The organism is Rhodopirellula sp. J20-39 (assembly GCF_057365095.1).
On record NZ_CP195123.1, the window covers coordinates 5,949,931 to 5,970,481 of the forward strand.

The 20,551-nt window shown below is 55.8% G+C and carries 12 protein-coding genes; 7 read left to right on the forward strand and 5 right to left on the reverse strand.

Features of this window, described 5'->3' with window-relative positions; genetic code table 11:
- Nucleotides 1-17: 17 nt before the first annotated feature.
- The 5 genes from ACR3ZL_RS21695 to ACR3ZL_RS21715 form a co-directional block, all read right to left on the reverse strand.
- A complete protein-coding gene (locus tag ACR3ZL_RS21695; protein WP_473650996.1) occupies nt 18-2,135 on the reverse strand; it encodes a PDZ domain-containing protein in 2,118 nt (705 codons plus the stop codon).
- Nucleotides 2,132-3,106 (reverse strand): S1C family serine protease, encoded by a 975-nt coding sequence (locus tag ACR3ZL_RS21700; RefSeq protein WP_473653494.1) that lies wholly within the window; start codon nt 3,104-3,106, stop codon nt 2,132-2,134. The genes ACR3ZL_RS21695 and ACR3ZL_RS21700 overlap by 4 nt, the downstream gene beginning before the upstream one ends.
- A gap of 136 nt (nt 3,107-3,242) precedes the next feature.
- Nucleotides 3,243-5,111 carry a S1C family serine protease gene (locus tag ACR3ZL_RS21705; protein ID WP_473653493.1) on the reverse strand — a complete coding sequence of 623 codons (1,869 nt, stop codon included), beginning with the start codon at nt 5,109-5,111 and terminating at the stop codon, nt 3,243-3,245.
- A gap of 62 nt (nt 5,112-5,173) precedes the next feature.
- Nucleotides 5,174-6,523: a glycosyl hydrolase family 98 gene (locus ACR3ZL_RS21710; RefSeq protein ID WP_473650995.1), complete on the reverse strand. Its 1,350-nt coding sequence runs from the start codon at nt 6,521-6,523 to the stop codon at nt 5,174-5,176.
- A gap of 264 nt (nt 6,524-6,787) precedes the next feature.
- A complete protein-coding gene (locus tag ACR3ZL_RS21715; protein ID WP_473650994.1) occupies nt 6,788-7,258 on the reverse strand; it encodes a low molecular weight protein-tyrosine-phosphatase in 471 nt (156 codons plus the stop codon).
- Between the two features lie 276 nt (nt 7,259-7,534).
- Here ACR3ZL_RS21715 and ACR3ZL_RS21720 point away from each other — a divergent pair, with 276 nt between their 5' ends.
- The 7 genes from ACR3ZL_RS21720 to ACR3ZL_RS21750 all read left to right on the forward strand — a co-directional run bounded on the left by ACR3ZL_RS21720 (nt 7,535) and on the right by ACR3ZL_RS21750 (nt 20,548).
- Nucleotides 7,535-7,807, forward strand: coding sequence for a response regulator (locus ACR3ZL_RS21720; protein WP_473650993.1), 273 nt, complete (start codon nt 7,535-7,537; stop codon nt 7,805-7,807).
- Between the two features lie 599 nt (nt 7,808-8,406).
- Nucleotides 8,407-9,477: an AAA family ATPase gene (locus ACR3ZL_RS21725; protein WP_486172961.1), complete on the forward strand. Its 1,071-nt coding sequence runs from the start codon at nt 8,407-8,409 to the stop codon at nt 9,475-9,477.
- On the forward strand, nt 9,467-10,348 hold the full coding sequence (locus ACR3ZL_RS21730) for a DUF58 domain-containing protein (protein ID WP_486173603.1): 882 nt from the start codon (nt 9,467-9,469) through the stop codon (nt 10,346-10,348). The genes ACR3ZL_RS21725 and ACR3ZL_RS21730 overlap by 11 nt, the downstream gene beginning before the upstream one ends.
- A 105-nt stretch (nt 10,349-10,453) precedes the next feature.
- Nucleotides 10,454-11,296, forward strand: coding sequence for a BatA domain-containing protein (locus ACR3ZL_RS21735; protein WP_486172962.1), 843 nt, complete (start codon nt 10,454-10,456; stop codon nt 11,294-11,296).
- Nucleotides 11,297-13,198: 1,902 nt separating this feature from the next.
- Nucleotides 13,199-16,228, forward strand: a complete 3,030-nt coding sequence (locus tag ACR3ZL_RS21740) for a VWA domain-containing protein (protein WP_473650989.1) — start codon at nt 13,199-13,201, stop codon at nt 16,226-16,228.
- Nucleotides 16,229-16,250: 22 nt separating this feature from the next.
- Nucleotides 16,251-18,686, forward strand: a complete 2,436-nt coding sequence (locus ACR3ZL_RS21745) for a polyketide synthase (RefSeq protein ID WP_473650988.1) — start codon at nt 16,251-16,253, stop codon at nt 18,684-18,686.
- Complete coding sequence (locus tag ACR3ZL_RS21750; protein ID WP_473650987.1) at nt 18,686-20,548, forward strand: V-type ATP synthase subunit I domain-containing protein; 1,863 nt, start codon at nt 18,686-18,688, stop codon at nt 20,546-20,548. The genes ACR3ZL_RS21745 and ACR3ZL_RS21750 overlap by 1 nt, the downstream gene beginning before the upstream one ends.
- Nucleotides 20,549-20,551: the final 3 nt, after the last annotated feature.

Genomic DNA, 20,551 nt, shown 5'->3' on the forward strand with positions numbered 1-20,551 from the left:
TCGCCACAAACGGCAATCTACAACAGCCTTAAACTACGGCACCAATCCAGCAAGACCGCTTGGTCGATCTGGTCCGCGGTCTGAATCGGGCACCCAATCCGCTTGATCGCTTCGGTCCAAGATGGCCAATCTTCCTCGGATTCTTGGTTGATCAGGACTCTCAACAATCGCATCGGTGCATCTCGGCGAAGCCGAATCGCTGGCGGTCGAACCCAATGCGGGAAAGCCGCGCCGTGGAATATATTTTCAGTCGACAGCGAAACCGCCATGACCATCGAGTCGGCCGGCGCGGACGCTTTCGCTCCGCCCGATCCATCGGCGGCCAAGATTCCCGGTGAAACAATCGCCACCGCATTCGGATCGACACCGCATTGTTTGATTGCGGCCGTCGTGATCTTGGTCACCGCGTCGGTCGCCGTTAACTGCCACCGCTCGACATCTTCGCTGGCGATCATGCAAACCGCGACGTTGTGGCCGCGGGCCATTTCTTGCCAGCCTTCCATTTCCTTTTTTGGATCCCGCTTCTCCGGCGAAAGCAACACGACCATCAATGCATCCGACTGACCGGACAACGCTTGTTCGGGTGACTCAGCATCCTCATCCGCGTCTGTTGAAACCGCCGCTACGGTCTCGTCGGGATGCCACAACGTTGCCTGATTGCCGACATCCGGAAGCCGTAACTCCGTGTGTTTCCAAGCTTTCGTTTCGGACTGGATCGGCAAAGAATCAACCGATCGCAAAGCCAACGGCCCAGCCCAAGATGAAGGTGTAAGTGATATCGTGATTGACTTGTTTCTTTCGTCCCGGCCCGCATCCTTATCTTGCCCCACATCGCTTCCAACGGGTCTTGCAATCGAGAGCTTGATTTCCGTTTCCGGATCCGCCGCCCACATTCGCTGCCGCAAACTGGCTTCGTCTTCAATTTCAACTTCATCAAGCGATTCCAAGATGTCGCCAACCTGCAATTGCCCATCGGCAGCCGAACCCTCAAGGACAGCAGTCACCTTCAGCTCGTCCAAAGTGACGCCCAATGACTGAGGACGAAGAGGCTCGATCGTCTCCACCAACGTCACTTGAACCGTGTCTTCGGCATCATCGCGGCGATAGCGAATGGCAACCTGGTCTCCCGCATCAAAGCGGCCCAAAGCTAGCTTCACTTCTTGTCGTCGACGAACCTTGCGACCGCCCACTTCGATCAATTCGTCACCTGACTTCAATCCAGCTCGTTCAGCGGGCGACCGTTTCCGCACCGTAGAAACGGTGGTCCCCGGCGCGTACGGATCCGCACCGCCAATCACAAACCCCAGCACTCCCGCTTGAATCGTTTCACCTTGTTGAAGTCGGTTTAGCTTCGCCGCGATCACATCCCCCGGAACGGCAAACGCAATCCCCGAGTCATACCAAGCGGTGGAATCTTCGGCACCGTTTTCACCCACAGCCGGGATCACGATGCCGACAATATTGCCGTTTAAGTCCATCAGCGGACCACCATAGTAGGTCGGGGAAATCCGCACATCCGACTGGATCGCCGTCCCATCGAGCCGCTCGGCGGCTGACATCACTCCGCTGCTAACCATCGGGACGCCAGACTGGCCATACCTTGCCACAGCAACCAAAGTCGAACCCACCGGCGGAACGACAACGTTGGTTTCGAGCACGACCGGTTGCAACGCCGCTTCCTTAGGATCGATTTTCAACAACACCAATTCACGGTGTTCGTCACGCCCAACGACCGTCGCAGGATACCGCGTCCCCGAATCGGTCGTCACGATGATGCTAGCCGCTTCCCCCTGCGTCACCCAGGACGACGCAATGATGTAGCCGTCCGCATCGACGATGACGCCGGTCGTGGGCGCGTCGAGTCGAACTTCGCCATCGGACTGCATCACACCGATGACTTCAATACTGACAACCGACGGTAAAACATCGCCAGTGATCTTGCGAATCCGCTCCCCAACCGCCTGCTGATACTCCACCGCTTGGCTTGCTTCGTCCGCAAATCCAACAGTGACACCGCCCCACATCGCAGGGCTAATCAGCGAAATGCCTATCCATGCCACGCACGCAACACGGACTACGTTCCCGGCTACATTCGATGCCAGACTTGTAAACGTCTTACTTGAAAAGGATTTCATGGTCGCAATGTCACTTCAAGAATATCGTTGGCACGCTGGATGGTTAAAGCAACATCGTCCCGTCGATCAATACGTCGCAATTGATCACGAAAGGCACGCTGGTGAGCGACACGGGTTCCGTTGACTAACAAGACAAGATCATCAGGCTGCAGACTTGCCTGCTTGGCAGCAGAGTCATTGACAACGGTGTCGACATAAACAGGGGTCATTTCCAAAACATCAGGAATCAATCCGATCCCCAACGTATCGGTGGAATGCGACTGGTCTCGGGCAAGCAACGGCCGGTCAGTCGCTGGCAAGACGGTCTTTCGTCCCGCGATAATGTCACCGATGGGCCCGCGAAGAACGTCGGCCGGAATCGCGTAGTTCAACCACACGCCCGTTTTACGATCGCGAAGTTCTTTACCGAGCATCCCTACCAATTCGCCGTTCAAATTCACCAAGGCACCACCGGCTGCACCGGGGTTATTGGCTACCAGATCAAGCAACCACACCTCGCCGCGATAGGCGGTTTGGAACGTGCCACGTCGAGCATCCAACTCGCTTCGGGCGGCAATCCGTCCCTGCAAGACACTCGCCGGTTCGTTTCCGGTTGCGATATTAAACAAATTACTGACCGCCAATATCGGATCGCCCCACTGGGGCGAATCCACTCCCGCGTCGCTTGCTTCCGCAGCATTCCCATCGGGAACCTCAAAGTATGGCAAGTCACTGGCGTCCAGTTTCAACACCGCCAATTCCAGTGAAGGTTCAAACCCCACAATCTTGCTTTCGAACCGGCGACCGTCTCCTAAAACCACGATGGGTTCGACATCGAGCACGCTACTCCAAGCTGTTGCAACATGTCCGATCGGTGAAACCAACAAACCGCTTTGATAAGCATCAAGCCCGCCGACACCACCCGCGCCATAAATCTTCACCACACGTTGCTGCGCCGGTTCGCTTGATTTTGACAGCGATGGCTGGGCCATTACTGGACCGCCTACCAAACAAGCTAATAAGGCCAAACAAGCAAAACGAAAGTCCAGCCAACGCTGAGTCGAAACCTTCATCGCAAAGCGAGTGGGGCGACTGATTGGCCGAGCCCATACGGCGGCATCGATCACTTTAGTTTTCATCGGTCACTCCCTTCGTATCGCTTGGAATTGACGTCCAAGATTCTATGTCGATCGTTGCCATCGGTTGCAACCCGAACCGCAATTGGATCTGCTTCGGCAATGCAAGTTCCGCGTTGGGCTCAACTGTTGGCTGCTCATTGGGTTTGACGGTTCCGAACTGCGTCACCCACTTTGGTGGATCGAGCCACAACTCTGCCGGATCCGCATCCCGATCAGCGAAAACTTCGATGACCTCCAAATTTCGATTCGCTGGATGCTGGAAAAAACGGGTCTCCAACGCGTCGTGAATCCCTACCGTGCAATCTCGTAGCGGACGTTGCCCCAACAACGGTGCCGTGCCCCAGTAGTAGGTCTCGCCGTAACGATCAGGCCCCATTTCGAGCATTCGATAAAGCGACCGCATCCCCGCCATCAACGCACCCGCGGATGGACGATCCACCGTCTGCACGAACTCGTCCGGCGTGGTAGCCGATAGCCGGCGACCGCCCAACTTCAACTCCGCTTTGTCTCGATCAATCGTCATCTCAAACAAGTTGACATCATCGCTATCGCTGGTTTCTATCTTTCCAGTCAGCTTCCAGGTCGATGAACTCGGTGTCACGCTACTAAATTGCTGGCGAAGTTGATCGATGAAGCGTGTCTGCTGTTTCTGGTTATAGAAGTAATTCGCAAAACCCTTGCGTTGCTCAATTCGCTCGACGGCGACTTCCGGAATCGGCTCGCCACCAGCATCCTTCGGTCCCGCCTTCGACCGACCGTCGGATTCTTGCTCCGCTTTCTCACCAGATTCACCGTCGGATTCGTCGGCAGGATCATCACTGTCTTCCTCAGCCGGTTCCTTTGGTTTCGGTGGTGCCGGCGGCGGTGGAGGCAGCGCTGCTTTCATCTTTTCGAGCAACTCACTACCGCGGTGAACGCTTGCCAAACGCACGACGGTTTCAATTAACTGCCCATCCTGGCGATACGTAACCGGCACTCGCCACTGGGCGGGGAACGTCGCCAATAGGTTCTGCACATCATTTGCGGTTTGCACGATATGTCCGTCGATCTCCAAAATCTCATCGCCGTACCGCAACCCACGTCGATGTGCATCGCTAAAGGCAAGAATATTGGTCACTCGCACGCTGCCATCGTCATCGGTTCCAACGGTCGCCCCCAGCGTTGCGTGATCCAAAATTCGCCCGCTATGCAAACAGCCAAGAAAGTTCTGGGCTTGGTCACCCGAAATGGCATAGCCAACCCCGACGTTCACGCGACCTCGTTTTTCAAACGAAGCCCGACCGATCACGCCGATCAGGTCACCATTGGCGTCATACAAAGGACCACCGGAATTGCCCGGATTGATCGATGCATCGGTTTGAAAACAACTGCCGTATTCAAGCAAGGTGCCCGACGGATACTGGTATCGCTGCACGCCACTGATCACCCCCGCGGTTACGGTCGGCTGCAAGTTGGTCGCTAATAAAAACGGGTTGCCGATCGCGAAACACCAATCGCCCACCCTTACCGAACGACTCGGCACAAATTCCGCCGTCGTGAAGTCATCGCGACCAAGCAACTGAATCAGAGCCAAATCGCCTACCGGATCAATGCCCACGATCACAGCATCATAAACATTGCCATCGCTTAACCCGCATCGCATGTAGGTCCCCGCCGGACTGCTAACGTGAAAGTTCGTCAACGCGTAACCGTCCGGCGAGATCAACACGCCTGATCCTCCACCGCCCCCGCCAGGCACAAAGACACACACCGTCGATGGCATCGCCTTGGCAACCGCCGCCACCCGATCGGCCTCGACCTGTGTGATCAGGTCATCATTGGCAATCGCGTTGAGCGGCGGAAAGAGGAACAACGTCATGCACCCGAGCAACCAAATGGCGGTAAATCGGCAGCTAGTTTTAATCTTCAAATGCATCGCTCTCATTTTAGAAACCGTCCGTTGAACCATTCCAATTGTCCTCCTAAACCGGCCGCTGCATTCAAACGCTCGTTCGCATTGCGATCGCCAGTGGCTTGCGAGCCAGCTTTACCGGCGCCGCCTTTTGACGGCAATGCTTTGAGCGTGACCCGCCGAGCATCCACCAGCGACAAGTCCAGACCCAGGGTCTGCCGATCGCTCATTGTCGCTTGCCACTTTCGCTGGCCATCCACCCAAACCTCGACATCGACCGGCAGGAACTCACCCACATCGTCACCTCGCCGCACCGATACCACCAATCGCTGGTAGTCGGCCGGAACGCGAAAGCTAATTTCGCCAGGCGTGTTCATTTGAATCTGTGATTGGCTCGTTTTGCTTTGGGAAGCCGCCGTTGAACCGGACGACTCCGGCAGACTCGAAATAGGTGCGAACCATGCTTGAATTCTCCGTTCACGCTCTTGATCGTCCGAGCTCCTTGGGACGAAGTTGGGATCGGCGAACCCACCAACGAACTTCGATTCTGCAATCTCAGCATCCGCCAATGGCAAGACACCGCCTGCGAATTCGATTGTCGAGAGCTGCGAAAGAGCAACCGTGTGTTTGATCGCATCGGTTATCGAGATTTCCAGCTCATCGCCCGCGCTTCCAAGTAAAACCGAATCGGCGGCATAGATTGAGCCGGACGTATCGACAACACGAATCGCTGACGAGGAATTTGCTGCTCCATCGCCGGACAAAATCACGCCCTCCAATTTCGCCAGCGGAGCCTGGATGGTGTCCCCACCCATTTGGAATTCAACGGCCTGCGCCGTGACCCCAACGACCGTTCCGTCGATTGAATCGAGTGCCTGCTCATTTCGCCGGACGGCTAAACGGTCCCCCCGCCGCGACTCATTTTCCCAGCCCAGCCAAACCGGGTCCGTGGTTGGATTCCCGGATCGGAATCGAATCGACGAAACCTTCGTCGCTGGCACCGAAATTGGTTGCTGGCGAGCCGGCGACAACGTCACCTGATCACCGACCCAAGCAACACTCGAAACGCGAACCATCGAACCGCCGTCAAGCTTGACGACGGTCGGCAACGGCTGCTTCGCAGGATTACCAAACTGAAGCACCGAAAGATTGTCGGCGGGAACGTCAACGACCTCTGATCCCTGGCGAATCGAAAGCCCATCGGCTCCTAAGGCCACCAATTCGCCCTGAACCTGACTCCCTCCGGCGGTCACGACCGTGACCTTCGCCGTCGAATCGGCCAGCGCAACCACGGTCTGCCCGCATGCCAGCACGAAGCCGCTAACCAGCAGTAGCCCTTGAAACACACGTCGTGGCAGACATCGCGATTGGGAACTCATGAAAAATCGATCCAACAGCATGATCACAAACAGTAGGCGAGAACACGAAAAACGACGATTAGCGTAGGACAGTCGAGAGCGATTGAATGGGCCGAATGGACGATCCCACGTCAACAACCGGAGCCTTAAAAGCACGGACGTTTCAAATGCCGCGGTTGACCTTCATTCAGCGAACTTTTTCGCCAAGCGATGCCCCCAAAGCCCTTCCGATACTGTTCACGCTTCCAAATCTTAGCCCATTTACCGGATCAACCGGCACAATCACTACGATTTCGACAACGACTCCAAGATGGTTGGGCATCCTGCTTCCAGCATATCCAATACGTACTCAAACCCATCGTCGCCGCCGTAGTACGGGTCGGGAACCTCATCGGGCCATTGATCGTCCAGAAAGTCTGAAAAAAGTCGCACATGCGAAGGCAGTTCCGCAGACGCGATGGCCCGTAAACGCCGCATATTGGCGTGATCCATGGCGATAACCCATTCAAATTCACCGTCGACGAGGTCATCGGCTGTCGCCTGCCTGGCCCGCGAAACCATGGAAATCCCGCGTTTTTTCGCTGCTGCCCGCATCCTTTCGTCGGGAAGATTGCCGACGTGATAGCTCTCTGTTCCCGCCGACTCAACCTGAATGTCCACCTCACCGGTCGACGAAATGGAACTCAATATTGCTTCTGCAGCGGGGGAACGGCAAATGTTCCCCATACACACAAACAACACTCTTGATTTCTTCATTATGCGGGCCAAAGATCGCGGTAAGATGTGCGTCAGAGGCAACGTAAAACGCTCTGAACTGCACATAAGGTTGCATTATTACTCACAACGGACCAGCCAATCCCCCCGAAAAGCGGCTTACAACGCTTGTGACTCGCCTAGTAGGCGATTAAGCTACCAGCCACAACGGGATCGCCGCTTCGGCATTTAGTATTGCATTAAACCCTAACAACGTAAGATAATCTTCCTGAAAACGGATTTCCGCTCTCGTTTGCGGTCGAAAGGACAGATCTCATCATGTCAATCAAATTCACTCAATCGTGCCCGACTTGCGGTCGGCGAATCGACGTTCGAGCTAGCTTGCTCGGATGCACGGTCGCTTGCCAGCATTGCAGTGCGGAATTCACCGCTACCGCGAATGAAGCCCCCATCATGGGCCGCGAAAGCGGCGAGGCGCTTCTTCGTCGAGTCGAATCGGCCTTGAGACGCGCCGAACAGGCTACCGTCCTGGAAAGCGATCCAGTGGTGGAGACGAATTCTTCTCTGAGCACCTATTCGGCGCTCCGCTAAACCGGACTCATCGGATAAGCGATAACGTATCAAACACGCTACTAGGATTTACGGCGCAATCGTCGTCCACCGATTGCGCCGCTACCGCTGCGAAGCCTTGAGCCAACGTCCACACTCACTTCGAATTCTTCCCAGTCGCTTCAAAGCTTCTTTGGCTTGCTCTATTTAGATTGCGAGCCGCCCCAAAATCGCGGGGGCATCAAACCAGCCAGCGGGCACCGCAACTTCTTTTCAAGGCTAACAAGCCGCGGTTTGAAGCCCTAGGTTTTAGCCGGCTTTGCGTTAGAAGACTCCGCTTCGCTGCATCTTGCAGTGAATGAATCTAGCGAGCGGGATGTTACCAATCAGCAAATGACTGCCCGCTCGTTTTTTTGCCAGACTAGCTTCCCGGGCATCGCGGACCTGTTCTCTCGGGTAGACTGTGCATCGGCCCATCCGTGCATCGGCTATCCGATCGGTTCCGCGGTGAACCGTTCCGCGTACCCGCCTGCTAACATGAAGCCGCTTTGCAATTTGACAAACTAGTTTTCTGAAGTCCTCTTTGTCTCGAAGCCTCCTGGACCTAAATCCATCCGAGCATCACCGGCGATGAAATCCTTATGACGAGTGACACCTCTACCAACGCAGTCGACGCCCCGATCAGTGAATCCGATGCGGGACTGCTGCATGCCGCCCGACAAAGAGTCCTGACCGAATTGGGCAAGATCATTGTCGGCCAAGAACATGTGATCGACGAGATCCTGATCTGCTTATTCAGTCGCGGCCACGTCCTGCTAGAAGGCGTACCGGGACTGGCCAAGACGCTGATGATCAGCACGCTGGCGAAGACGCTAGATCTTAGCTTCAGTCGAATTCAATTCACGCCGGACTTAATGCCAGCGGACGTGACCGGCACCGAGATCATCGAAGAAGATCGTGCTACCGGCCACCGTGAACTTCGTTTCATGCCGGGACCATTGTTCGCCAACGTAGTGCTGGCCGATGAAATCAACCGAACACCACCCAAGACGCAAGCATCGCTGCTCGAAGCAATGCAAGAACGTCAGGTGACTGCGGGGCGAGAGCGGCATATCCTGGACGATCCTTTCTTTGTGCTCGCAACCCAAAACCCGATCGAACAGGAAGGCACCTACCCGCTGCCCGAGGCGCAGCAAGACCGGTTCATGTTCAAGATCTTCGTCGATTACCCAAGCTTTGACGAAGAGTTCGAAGTCGCCCGGCGTACGACTGGCACGGTTAACCAAACCGCTGCACCTGTTTTAACTGGCGAAGAGATCCTGCGGTTGCAACATCTCGTTCGCCAAGTTCCCGTCAGTGATCACGTTATCCGCTACGCATTGTCACTCGTTCGGCAAACCCGAGTGGGCAGTGACGGCGTACCGGACTTTGTTGATGACCTCGTTGGCTGGGGAGCAGGGCCTCGAGCGGTGCAGTTTTTGATTCTTGGTGGCAAAGCTCGCGCGTTGCTACAAGGCCGTCAACACGTCCAGGTCGAGGACATCCAAGCTCTTGCACCACCTGTTCTACGCCACCGAATGGTCGTCAACTTCGCCGCTGAAAGTGAAGGGATTACTAGCGACGAAGTGATCAGCCGAATCATCGACGCCACGCCTACCACCGAAGACGAATTGTCACGCGATGCCCGATTCCAAAAGATATTTGCGACCTGAGGTAACTGCTCGCATTCGCCGATTGGAATTGACCGCGCGACGCGTTGTCGAAGGATTCTTGTCGGGAATGCACCGCAGCCCCTACTTCGGCCAATCGATCGAGTTTCTGCAGCACCGCCCCTATGTGGCTGGTGATGAGATGCGGCACATCGATTGGAAGGTTTACGCGCGCCAAGATCGGTTGACGATTAAACAATACGAAGAGGAAACCAATCTTCGGTTGCATCTTTTGGTCGATTGCAGCGGCTCGATGGCCTACGGTGAAGGCGAACTGAACAAGTTCGACTATGCCGCCTCTATCGCCGCGTCGCTCGCTTATTTGGCACTGCGTCAAAAAGATGCGGCGGGGCTGTTCACGTTCGATACCGAAATTCGCGATAGCGTTCCCGCCCGCAGCAACCAACATCAACTGCAGCGAATTTTGCGTTCGCTTGCAACAAGTGGCGCGGACGGCGAAACCCAGCTTCCCAAAGTCACTCGCCAAGTGGCCGCTTCGATTCCTCGAGGCGGACTAGTGTGCGTGATCTCGGACCTTCTAGGTGTGGACTCACTGACCGAAGGCCTGCGACTGCTTCGTTCCCAGGGACACGACGTGGCCTTGTTCCATGTGCTTCACGACGATGAATTGGACTTCAACTTTACCGGAGCCACCCGTTTTGAAGGTCTCGAATCACCCGCGTTCTTAAACTGCAATCCGGCTGCTCTTCGCGAAGGTTATCTCGAAGCACTGGACACGTTTTTGGACGACGTGCGCCGAACATGCGGTCGATTGAAAATTGATACGATGCAAGTCCGCACCTCCGATCCACTCGACGCAGTGCTGGCTAAGTTCCTTTCCGCTCGCCAATCCCTTCCCAAGATCCGCTCATAACCTCTGCGTTTGCCAGTTGCGTCGGCACAGCTTGGTAAACGCTTCCCGTGGTACAAACACCTCCATCGATTCACTTCCTGATAACTTTTAACTCACACGTTTCACTTGCTGCTTTACCCCTCACTCGCGATCGGTTTTCTGTTTGTCGGTGTGCCGCTATTGGTGCACTTGATCAACCTGCTTCGGCACCGACGTACACAGTGGGCAGCGATGGATTTCTTGCTAGCAAGCTATCGCAAGCAACGACGATGGATCGTACTGCGGCAACTCTTGTTGCTGCTAACTCGGCTTGCGGTCGCCGCGTTGTTGATTGCCGTTTTGGCCGGATTGATCGGTGGTAAACGTTGGCTCGGTGCGGTCGGTGGTCAAACCACACACCATGTGATCGTGCTGGACGACAGCTATTCGATGCGGCAACGCGTGTCCGGCGAAGGCGTCTCGGGCAACAGCGAACGACGTGACTCGGATGCATCCGGTTCAGCTCAGCGTGACACAACCGCATACGATCGCGGACTCAATGTCGTATCCGCTCTTGTTCGTCGCTTGGCGTCCGAAGACGGCACACATCAATTAACAGTGATGCGAGCCAGCCGTGCTGCGATGGTGGCCAATTCGAAATCGGCTGCTGCGGACGCCGCCGCCGACATTGCCGCCCAAACGATCACGCAAGATGCTCGCCAAGTCGAACGTTTGATGAGCACGCAAGCCTCGTCACTTCGCACTGACCTCGTCCCCGCGATTGACTTGGCGTCGGATCTGCTGGTTGCCAATCCAGCCGATTCACGACAGCTCTACTTGGTCAGTGATTTTGCGCCGGGATTGGCAGTCCCCTCGGCGTTTAGCCCAATCGCTGGAAGCGGCCGAAAAGACGGGTGCCAAGATCAGCTTCATCGACTGCGTCAACACCAACGGGCAAGCCAACGACACCGCCGCCGCGACGCCGCGTAACCTTGCCATCACTGACCTATCACCGGAACCTGACGTTTGGGTAGCCGGTGTCCCAGTGACCGTGAACGTCACAGTCAAGAACTTCGCCAACACCCCAGTTCAAAACGTGGCCATGACGGCCAGCGTGATCACGTACGGGCGAGATGTTCAACGAGCGGATCCAACATCCACGCTGAGCGGCAAAACTCAAAGCCTGCCGGCGATCATGATTGAATCGATTCCTGCGGGACAACAGCTCACCAAGTCGTTTCAGGTCTACATCGACCAAGAGGGCACGCACGTGGTGCGCATTGGTTTGCCCGATGATGCACTGCCGATCGACAATGTTCGAAGCTGCACGATCCCGCTGGCGGATGCACAACGAGTTTTAATCATCGACAACGATCCCGATGGCCTTGGTGCCTACCACGTCTCATCGGTACTCGATCCCGGCAGCCAGGTTCGCGTGGGGGCTATTCCTGAAATCCGTCCCGCGGCAATGTTGCGTGACGCAACGTTGGAAACGCTCCAACGCTATCGAGCGATCTACTTGATTGATCTACCCGAGGTGAGTGAACGCACGGCCGAAACCTTGGAACAATACGTTCGTGAAGGCGGCGGCTTAGCGTGGTTCCTCGGCGAAAGCGTGAGCCCGGACCGGTACAACTCAATTCTGGCAAACGAAGATCGAAACCTGCTTCCGTTCCCGATCGGCGAAATTCAGACGGCGACATCACTGGGAAGCCGAGCGGGTTCGTCAAGCACGCCCAACGCTATTGACGGTGACAGCCAACAGAACTCAAACCGTGTGGCACTGGGGAAAGACAGCGACCTACTTGGCCCGATCGCGGCCGCTGGCAATGGTGTGTTCGGGCTCGTTCAAATCAACAAAGCCTGGTCCGTTCACGAAGATCACCGCCTTAGCGATGGCCTAAAAGCGAACGAACCATCCCCAGACGAGCTCAATGAAGCTTCCGCGAACGATCCAGCTTTAACGACCCAAGCAACAGACTCCGGAACAACCGACTTAGACACAAAGGTTCTGCTGCAACGCGACGATCACCCACTGGCAACGCGACACGCGTTAGGACGCGGACGGGTCGTCACCGTCATGACCGACCTGAGCCCACAATGGAACAACTGGGCTGGCGACCCCACCTTCGTGGTTTTCCTATTGCAAACCAACGCGATGCTATTCAGCGGAGCGGCACCACCCACGTCGCGATTCGTCGACGAGCCGGCCGAATTACCACTGCCCGGCGACACTTACTTATCAACGGTGACGATGTTGCCGCCCGCAGATGAGCCGCCACGGCTATCTATTGAAATCGTGGGTGACTCCCAGTCCGTCGCCACTCCGGGCTCGACCAGCCAACTCAACAACATGGTAGGCACCAACCTCACCATTTCGCCCACCGAAATGGCAATTACGGATCAATCTGGCTTCGATGAATTCTTGATGCCTGGAATTGTCGAATGGCAACGAACGCTGACTGATGGGCAAACGACCGTCACGCCCATGGCAACCGTTTTGCGGGTAGGGGAAAGCAACTTGGCCTCCATTCCCCACTCCCAGATCATTCGCGACCTGGGGCCAATGAAGATCCAGTTCTTGTCGCCTAGCACTTGGCAAAACAACGATGCGATCGGTGGAATGTCGTCCTTCCTGTTGTTCTTGCTAGGTTTGCTCGCGTTGTTGCTTGCGATCGAACAGGCCTTGGCCGCGTGGGCTTCCTATCACGTTCACCCCACGTCCGGTTCACGCGGAACCCAGACGCGGGCGCCGCACTCGCGTGCTGGGCTGCAGGGAAATCGCGTACATCGCGACCCTTCCACTTCCACTCAAACCAGATCATCAAATCGCACCTCCGGCTCATCTTCGCGCCAACAGCCGACCGATGGCGAACCGCTGGAGACATCAAGATGATTGGCATGTCTTCGATCATGAACTATGTGAAGCTACTAGGCCAACCGCCGATCCATGCGTTTGCGCAAATCGGCGTTGACACTAGCTCGGATGCCGCACCTTCACCAACCGAACGAATCGTTTACGAATTCGCCCGGGCCGAAACGCTTGACGGTTGGTGGGTTTGGGCTGCGATCGTCCTTGCAGTCATCGCCGCCACCTCGCTTTGCTATGTCTTTTACCGACGGGATGTCGCTGAACTCCCACGCCCAGTCCGCTGGACTCTGATCGGTTTGCGGCTGACCGTGATCTTGGCGTTAGTGTTTTTGTTCTTCGATCTTGTTCGACGGACCGAACGACGCGTGACACGCCCGAGCGAAGTGGTCGTCCTGGTGGACACCAGCCAATCCATGTCGCTTCCTGCCGATGGGACGATTGACTCGCCAACGCGGATTCAACGCACGATTGATTTGATCGACCAGGAAAACTTGGTCGAGACGTTCGGCAATAACCATCGCACCAGCGTTTATTCACTGGGTGGCCCCGAGGGCGGATCAGGACAACCGCAACTGATCTCGACGTCCGCAGCGGCCTCTGGGAAAAGCTCGGATGAAACGGGACAGGCTAAATCGACTGACCAATCCGAGGCAGACAACAACGCCTCCGACCTAAGCTCGTCCACGACAAATCCGTTCGCTTTGTTCGGAATGTTCTGCTTAACCGCGGCAGCGATCGCTAGCGTGCTGGCATTGATCGCTGGTGCGACCGCTGGACGACGACGAGCAGCCAATGCCAGGGCAGGTGATTCACTTTCATCCCGTTCCACTTCACCAAGCTTCGGCACGTCAGCATCACCTACGGGCGGCGAAAACATCGGCTGGTTCCTACTGGTCGCCGCGATCACGCTCGGGCTTGGCATCGTTTCGCTGGGTAGCGTGTATGCCGTTCGAACCGAACAGTCGTTCCGCAATGTGATTGGCTGGGATAACACCATCACTCCACAATCGGACTCGCCTAGCGACCCGGCGTCCGAAGAAGACGATGACGCCCCCAAGGAGAAACTCGTCGACTGGGAAACGGCTTTAGCTGCCAACGATTCGCAAAGTCGAATTGGTGACGCATTGCGATCCATCCTGGTCGACCATGACCTGACCACCTTAGCCGGCGTGGTAATCATCACTGACGGCCAGAACAATGGCGGGACGCCTTTATCATCGGCGTTATCGTTGGCACGCCGAGGCGAGGTGTCGCTCTATCCAATCGGTCTGGGTAGCAGCCGACCACCGACCAACGTACGCGTTGTCGACTTGGAAGCTCCGCGTCGGGTATATCCCGGTGACAAGTTCGCCGTTGCCGCTGTCCTGCAAGCCACCGGCCCGTCTGCGATGGACGTGGAAGTCGAACTGATTGACGCTCTCGATACGGGCGAGGCAACGAATCCTGATAACAACGATCAAGGTTCGGCGAGCGGCGAACCTCGTTCGGCCACCAACTCGCTACCGGGCGGACAGGTTCTGCAAACTCAAAAGGTCCACTTAGAACCCGACGCTTCCTTAACCGGCATTCGATTTGAAATCGAACCTCAAACAGTCGGCCGGCGTCGCTTAGCTGTTCGCATCGTGGCTCCTCGCGAAGACCGCAACTCAGCCGACGACATGCAAACGGCTCGCTACGAAGTCGTCGCGCGGAAGCTGAAGGTGCTCGCCATCGCGGGCGGACCAACGCGTGAATACCGGTTTGTTCGAAACTTGCTTTACCGAGACGAATCCGTCGAACTGGACGTCTGGCTGCAAACTGGCCGCACCGGCATGAGCCAGGACGCAGACCAGTTGCTGACCGAATTCCCGCCCACCGCCGAGGATCTCTTCGCTTACGATGCGTTGGTGATGTTCGATCCAGACTGGTCGGCGATCGACTCGGCATCGCTTGACTTAATCGATCGCTTCCTGACCCAACAAGCCGGCGGTTTAGTGCTGGTAGCCGGCCCGGTTTACCATCCCAAAATCACCAGCAAACGTGGCGACTCGCGATCAAGCCAGATCAATGGTTTCTTCCCCGTTAACCTGGCCACACGCGGTCCGCTATTGGGCGGCGGACGCCAAGGTGGACGCAGTGCTTGGCCCCTAGAATTCACGCCAGAAGCATCAACCGCCGAATTCCTGTGGATTGCCGACACGCCCGAAGAAAGCTTTGAGATCTGGAAAGAATACGGCAGCGTGTATGACTACGTCGGAGTGAAGAGCGCCAAGCCAGGTGCCAAGGCCTACGCTTATTTCTCCGATCCAACGACCGAAGTAAGCGGCAGCCTGCCGATCTTTGCGGCTAGCCAGTTTTATGGTGCTGGACGAGTTTACTTCCAAGGCAGTGGTGAAATGTGGCGGCTTCGCGCGGCCGGCGATCAATACTTCGATAGCTATTACACCAAGCTAATTCGCTGGGTTAGCGAAGGTCGATTGCTTCGCGATAGCAACCGCGGTGTTCTGCTGGTGGATGCTTCACGAGTCATGGTGGGGCAAACCGTGACGCTGCGAGCGGTCTTGGTCGACGACCAATTCCAACCGCTAACCGATCCATTCGTGACCGCCAAACTGCTTACGCCCGACGGCAAGATCAAAGACATCCGCATGACGCCGGCGACCGATTCTCCTCGCGGGGGGACCTACACTGGCAACTTCGTTGCGACGACCAGCGGTGGCTACGAAGTTCAACTGACTGTCGGTGACGCCCTCGACGAACAGACTCTCCGTCAAACGGTTCAGGTTCGGTTACCAACCAGTGAACTGGAACGCCCCCGCCGCGCCGACGAGGAACTGCAACAACTCGCCTCGACCACACGCGGCCAGTATTTCCCGGTCAACACGGACACCCCAATTTCATCGATCGCACAAGAACTAACCACCAAGATCGAGCCACAACCTCAGATCACCTTATTGGCTGGGACGCCGGACCGACTCTTTGGCGAACGCCGCAACGCGGTATTGATGTGGTTGATCGCATCGCTGCTGACTTTCGAATGGATTACCCGTCGCCTGCACCGTCTAGCCTGATTTCTTGACTACCCCAACTTCCATGCAATCTGAATCGTCCCCGTCCCTGCATCCGCAAATCCGTGACCTGCTGTCGCAGTTACGGCATCAGGTACGTCGGTACATTGTCTGGGAATCCGTGCTGGTCCTGGCCACAATCGTCTTGGCTGTGTTTTGGATTGCATTCCTAATCGATTACTTGCCGGTACGAATCGGCGGCAGCGAGATGCCGCGATCCGCCCGCGCGGTCGTGTTCGCTGGAACCTTAATCGCCTTGTTTGTCTTCGCTTGGCGATACTGGGTGTCACGAGTCCGACGGCCATTGCCCGACGATTCACTCGCACTGCTCATCGAACGACATCATCCTAATTTGGCGGGCAGCCTGGTAACCGCCGTTCAGCTCGAAGGGCAACCTCGCTCAGGCGATTCTCATAGCCCGACGTTCTTATCCGCAGTGCACCGCGAGGCGGCACAACAGGTAGACCGCGTGGATTTAAAGCGTGTCTTTCGCCGCGAACCGATCACGCGAAAGTTGTGGTTGGTCGTCCCGATGCTGACCGCTGTTTTGGTTTTAGCGGTCGCCAGCCCAAATACATTTGGTCGAGCGATCAGCCGCCTGACTTTGCTTTCCGATTCACCTTGGCCACGACGCGCTGCCCTGGAGATGGTGGGCGTGGAAGTCCCGATCATTTCCGCTTCGCAAGATGACGAAGGAGCGACAGAACTTGTACCGTTCCAGGATCGAGTCTTGCGACTGGCGCGGGGAAGCAGTTCCACTCTTCGCATCCGCGCCGCCGGTGAAGACCATGGGCACCAGATTCCTGAGCTATGCACAGTAACCTACGTCGACGATGAGGGAACTCGCGGGCAAAGCAACCTTCGCCGCGTCGGACGACTCGACGATGGTTACCAATCATTTGTACTGGACGGTCCGCCGCTGACTTCCCTAGCGCGTTCCTTATCACTGACGATCCGTGGATTGGATGATCGCTTGCGAGATTTCCGTATCGAAGCAATCGATCCTCCGGCGATCGCTTCGATGCAGATGCAGGTTCGCTACCCAGACTACTTGCGTGTCTTCGATGTTTCGCCACAAGCACCTCCAAGCGATGCCGCCGCAAATACCGGCCCTGCGTTCGATCAAGAACTCAGTTACCAGGCGGGCGTCCGCATTCGCGAAGGTAGCAATCTGACTCTCGTTGGTACTTCCAGCGTTCCACTTGGCGAGGTCGACGTTTTCGCCTCGTCACTGGAAGCATCCAACAGCAATGCAGTGGATCCGAACAGCCAAGGTGAACGGGTTCTTTCAGCAAAGATCGCCGATGATGCAATGAGTTTTTCGCTATCACTCGCAGATCTACGTGAGGCTACTTCCATTCGAATTGTCCCCCGCGATGAAACAGGAATATCGGCCCAGGCAGCCTACCGGTATTTCATTGGCGTCGTTCGCGACCAGATCCCTGAAACGTCCATGCGTCTATCCGGGATCGGTTCATCAATCACCCCGATCGCGAAACTTCCCATCGAAGCAACGGCGACGGACGACTACGGCGTCGAGTCCATGCACGTGGAAATGCGAGTTCGGCCACAACAGGACGAAAACGCAACGACAAAATTGGGTGATGACCCGCAGCCCAACAGCGACATCGAGCCATACATCGTGACTCCCGATAGAGATCGCCAGGGCATTGCGAACCTCGACATTGATTTGCGTGAGTTGACCGATCAATCAACGATCAAAGAACTCAAGCCGGGTGATTCCATCACGATCAACACGATCGCAAAGGACCGTTTCAACTTAGCGTCAGCACATATCACCAACGGTGAACTGATTCGATTGCAAGTTGTTACACCCGAGCAACTACTGGCGACTCTAGAACGCCGAGAACTGGAATTTCGCTCGCGACTGGAACAGTCGATCGATGAAACCCGCCGTCTTCGACAAAGCTTAACCGGGGTTAATCGCGAAGCCAGCGAACTCAAAGCGGGCGGCGAAGATGAACTTAGGTCGCTGCAACGTCTGCAACTCCGCGTCCGCCAAGCTGAACTGCAGGCCGCGAAAACGACAGACGAACTTGCCGGGATCGTTGCGGGGATCGATGATCTCTTGCTGGAAATGCTCAATAACCGCATCGACTCAGTGGACCGACGTGAAAGACTGCAACAAGGCGTGCGAGATCCCTTGTCAAACGTGGTCACGGAACCATTGCCAATCCTACGGCGTCAAATAACCGAACTCGAACGCACGATTGTCACCGAAACATCCCAGACCGAACAAATTAACAAGGCGGTCGAGGCGGCAGTCGCTACCAACGATGAAATCCTGCTGCAACTTTCAGCGGTTCTGGAAAAAATGCTGGACTTGGAGAGTTTCAACGAGATATTGGATCTGATGCGAGGTCTAATCCAAGACCAAGAAAGCCTTTTGGAAGAGACCGAAGAAGCTCAGCAGAAACGAGTCTTGGACTTATTCAAATAATGCGAAATCTGTCACTCATCGTTTTCCTGTTGTGCAGCCAAGTGGCTGCATTGGCTCAAGATTCCACCGGTGATGCCGATCCATTGGTATCGCGGCAAACCAGCGTAGCCCAACGCTACGAACGTTTGGAAGAACTTCTATTGCGACTCGCGGACGTGGAGTCACGCGAAAATCCAGAGCGTGCTGCGTTATTGAAGCGAGTCGCCAAGCAATCTCGTCAGAAGTTCGTGCTGGAAAAGTTACGAGGTGCAAGCACCTTGATTGCCAAGGGACAACTGTCCGAAGCGCTCAACGATCAGAAATCAGCGACTTCTGAATTGGAAAGCTTACTGAAGCTTTTATTGAGCGAAGATCGCAGCTCACGAATCCGTGACGAAAAAAAGCGGATCGCCGAGATCATCAAACAACTTCGGTTGACCGAGCGCAATGAGCGAAGCGTGCGGGCCAGAACTGAAAACGGCGTGGATCTGGATGAAGTTGCCAAACAGCAAAAAGAGATTACCGATCGAGCGGAAGAACTCAGCAACGAGCTAAAGCAACAAGAGGAATCCGAGAACGCGGAATCATCGGAAGCAAGCGACTCTGAAAAGTCTTCAGACAAGCCCAGTAACGCGGATGATCCAAGTGATTCGGACAAACCCAGCGAGTCGGGTGACACCAAGGAATCGTCGGAATCAAAGCCCGGCGATGAACCTACGGACTCCAAAACCGAAGACGAACCAACCGATGAAGGCCAATCGCCTGATTCCGAATCTTCTGAATCCCAGTCTCCTGAAGGCGAAAAGCCAGACGAGTCGGGCGACTCAGCCGAGATGCCCAGTGATGAGTCCCCCAGTGATGCCCCCCCCAGTGACTCAGCCAGTCCTAGCGAGTCCCAGGAGTCCAGCGAAAGCGGGCAACCCAGCGATCCTCAAGAGTCCGGCGAATCCCAAGAATCGGGCCAGTCGGAGTCATCACAGGACAGCCAATCTTCTCCCCAGGAAGCCCAACCGCCCGGTAAACAGCAACCGCCCACCGCTGAACAGCTTGCTCAACAGCAGCTAAAGAAAGCCGTCGAGAAGATGAAACAAGCCCAGGACAAACTGGCTAAAAAAGAACGCGGCAAGGCAACTCAACAGCAACGGGAAGCCGAGGAAGAGCTTCGCAAAGCGATCGATAAGCTCGAAAAAATCCTACGACAACTTCGTGAAGAAGAAATTCAGCGTGAACTCGCTAAGCTCGAATCACGTCTTCGTAAGATGGCAGCAATGCAATCGGCCGTTCTCGACGAAACCATCCAACTGGCCAAAACGCCCAAAGCACAACGCAATCGGACCACGGACTTGAAGTCCGGCGACCTGGCCTTCGAAGAACAAAAAATCACGCTGGAAGCCGACCGTGCGATGCTGCTTTTAAGGGAAGAAGGCTCAAGTGTCGCGTTTCCTGAGGTAATTTTACAACTTAGCGACGACACCAAACGGGTGGCGACACGGCTGGGCCAGTCCAAAATCGACGCCGTCACTCAAGGCATCCAGGAAGACATTCTGGCCGCTTTGGAGGAAATGATCGCCGCATTAGCCAAGGCCCAACGTGATTTAGAGAAAAAACAGCAACAACAGCAGCAGGGCGAGGGGGGCCAATCAGGCCAGGGTTCTCAGGAAGAACCGCTCGTGCAAGCCCTTGCTGAGCTAAAATTGCTGCGAACGATGCAATCTCGCATCCAGAGCACCACCGATCGGTACGCCGATTTGCTTCAAGGCGAGAATACAGAAGACCAGAATGACACCGGCGAGGACGTATTGCCCTTGCTGCAAAACCTTGCTCAAAGGCAAGATCGGCTGTATCAGATCACTCGAGATTTGGTGACCAAACGCAACCGATAGGCC

Bases quoted from the DNA above. Each gene is read 5' to 3' on its own strand.
- ACR3ZL_RS21725 (WP_486172961.1), top strand. From the start codon at position 8,407: ATGACGAGTGACACCTCTACCAACGCAGTCGACGCCCCGATCAGTGAA.
- ACR3ZL_RS21750 (WP_473650987.1), top strand. From the start codon at position 18,686: ATGCGAAATCTGTCACTCATCGTTTTCCTGTTGTGCAGCCAAGTGGCT.
- ACR3ZL_RS21720 (WP_473650993.1), top strand. From the start codon at position 7,535: ATGTCAATCAAATTCACTCAATCGTGCCCGACTTGCGGTCGGCGAATC.
- ACR3ZL_RS21715 (WP_473650994.1), bottom strand. From the start codon at position 7,258: ATGAAGAAATCAAGAGTGTTGTTTGTGTGTATGGGGAACATTTGCCGT.
- ACR3ZL_RS21745 (WP_473650988.1), top strand. From the start codon at position 16,251: ATGCAATCTGAATCGTCCCCGTCCCTGCATCCGCAAATCCGTGACCTG.
- ACR3ZL_RS21700 (WP_473653494.1), bottom strand. From the start codon at position 3,106: ATGGCCCAGCCATCGCTGTCAAAATCAAGCGAACCGGCGCAGCAACGT.
- ACR3ZL_RS21740 (WP_473650989.1), top strand. From the start codon at position 13,199: ATGATTGGCATGTCTTCGATCATGAACTATGTGAAGCTACTAGGCCAA.
- ACR3ZL_RS21695 (WP_473650996.1), bottom strand. From the start codon at position 2,135: ATGAAATCCTTTTCAAGTAAGACGTTTACAAGTCTGGCATCGAATGTA.
- ACR3ZL_RS21710 (WP_473650995.1), bottom strand. From the start codon at position 6,523: ATGAGTTCCCAATCGCGATGTCTGCCACGACGTGTGTTTCAAGGGCTA.
- ACR3ZL_RS21705 (WP_473653493.1), bottom strand. From the start codon at position 5,111: ATGACGTTGTTCCTCTTTCCGCCGCTCAACGCGATTGCCAATGATGAC.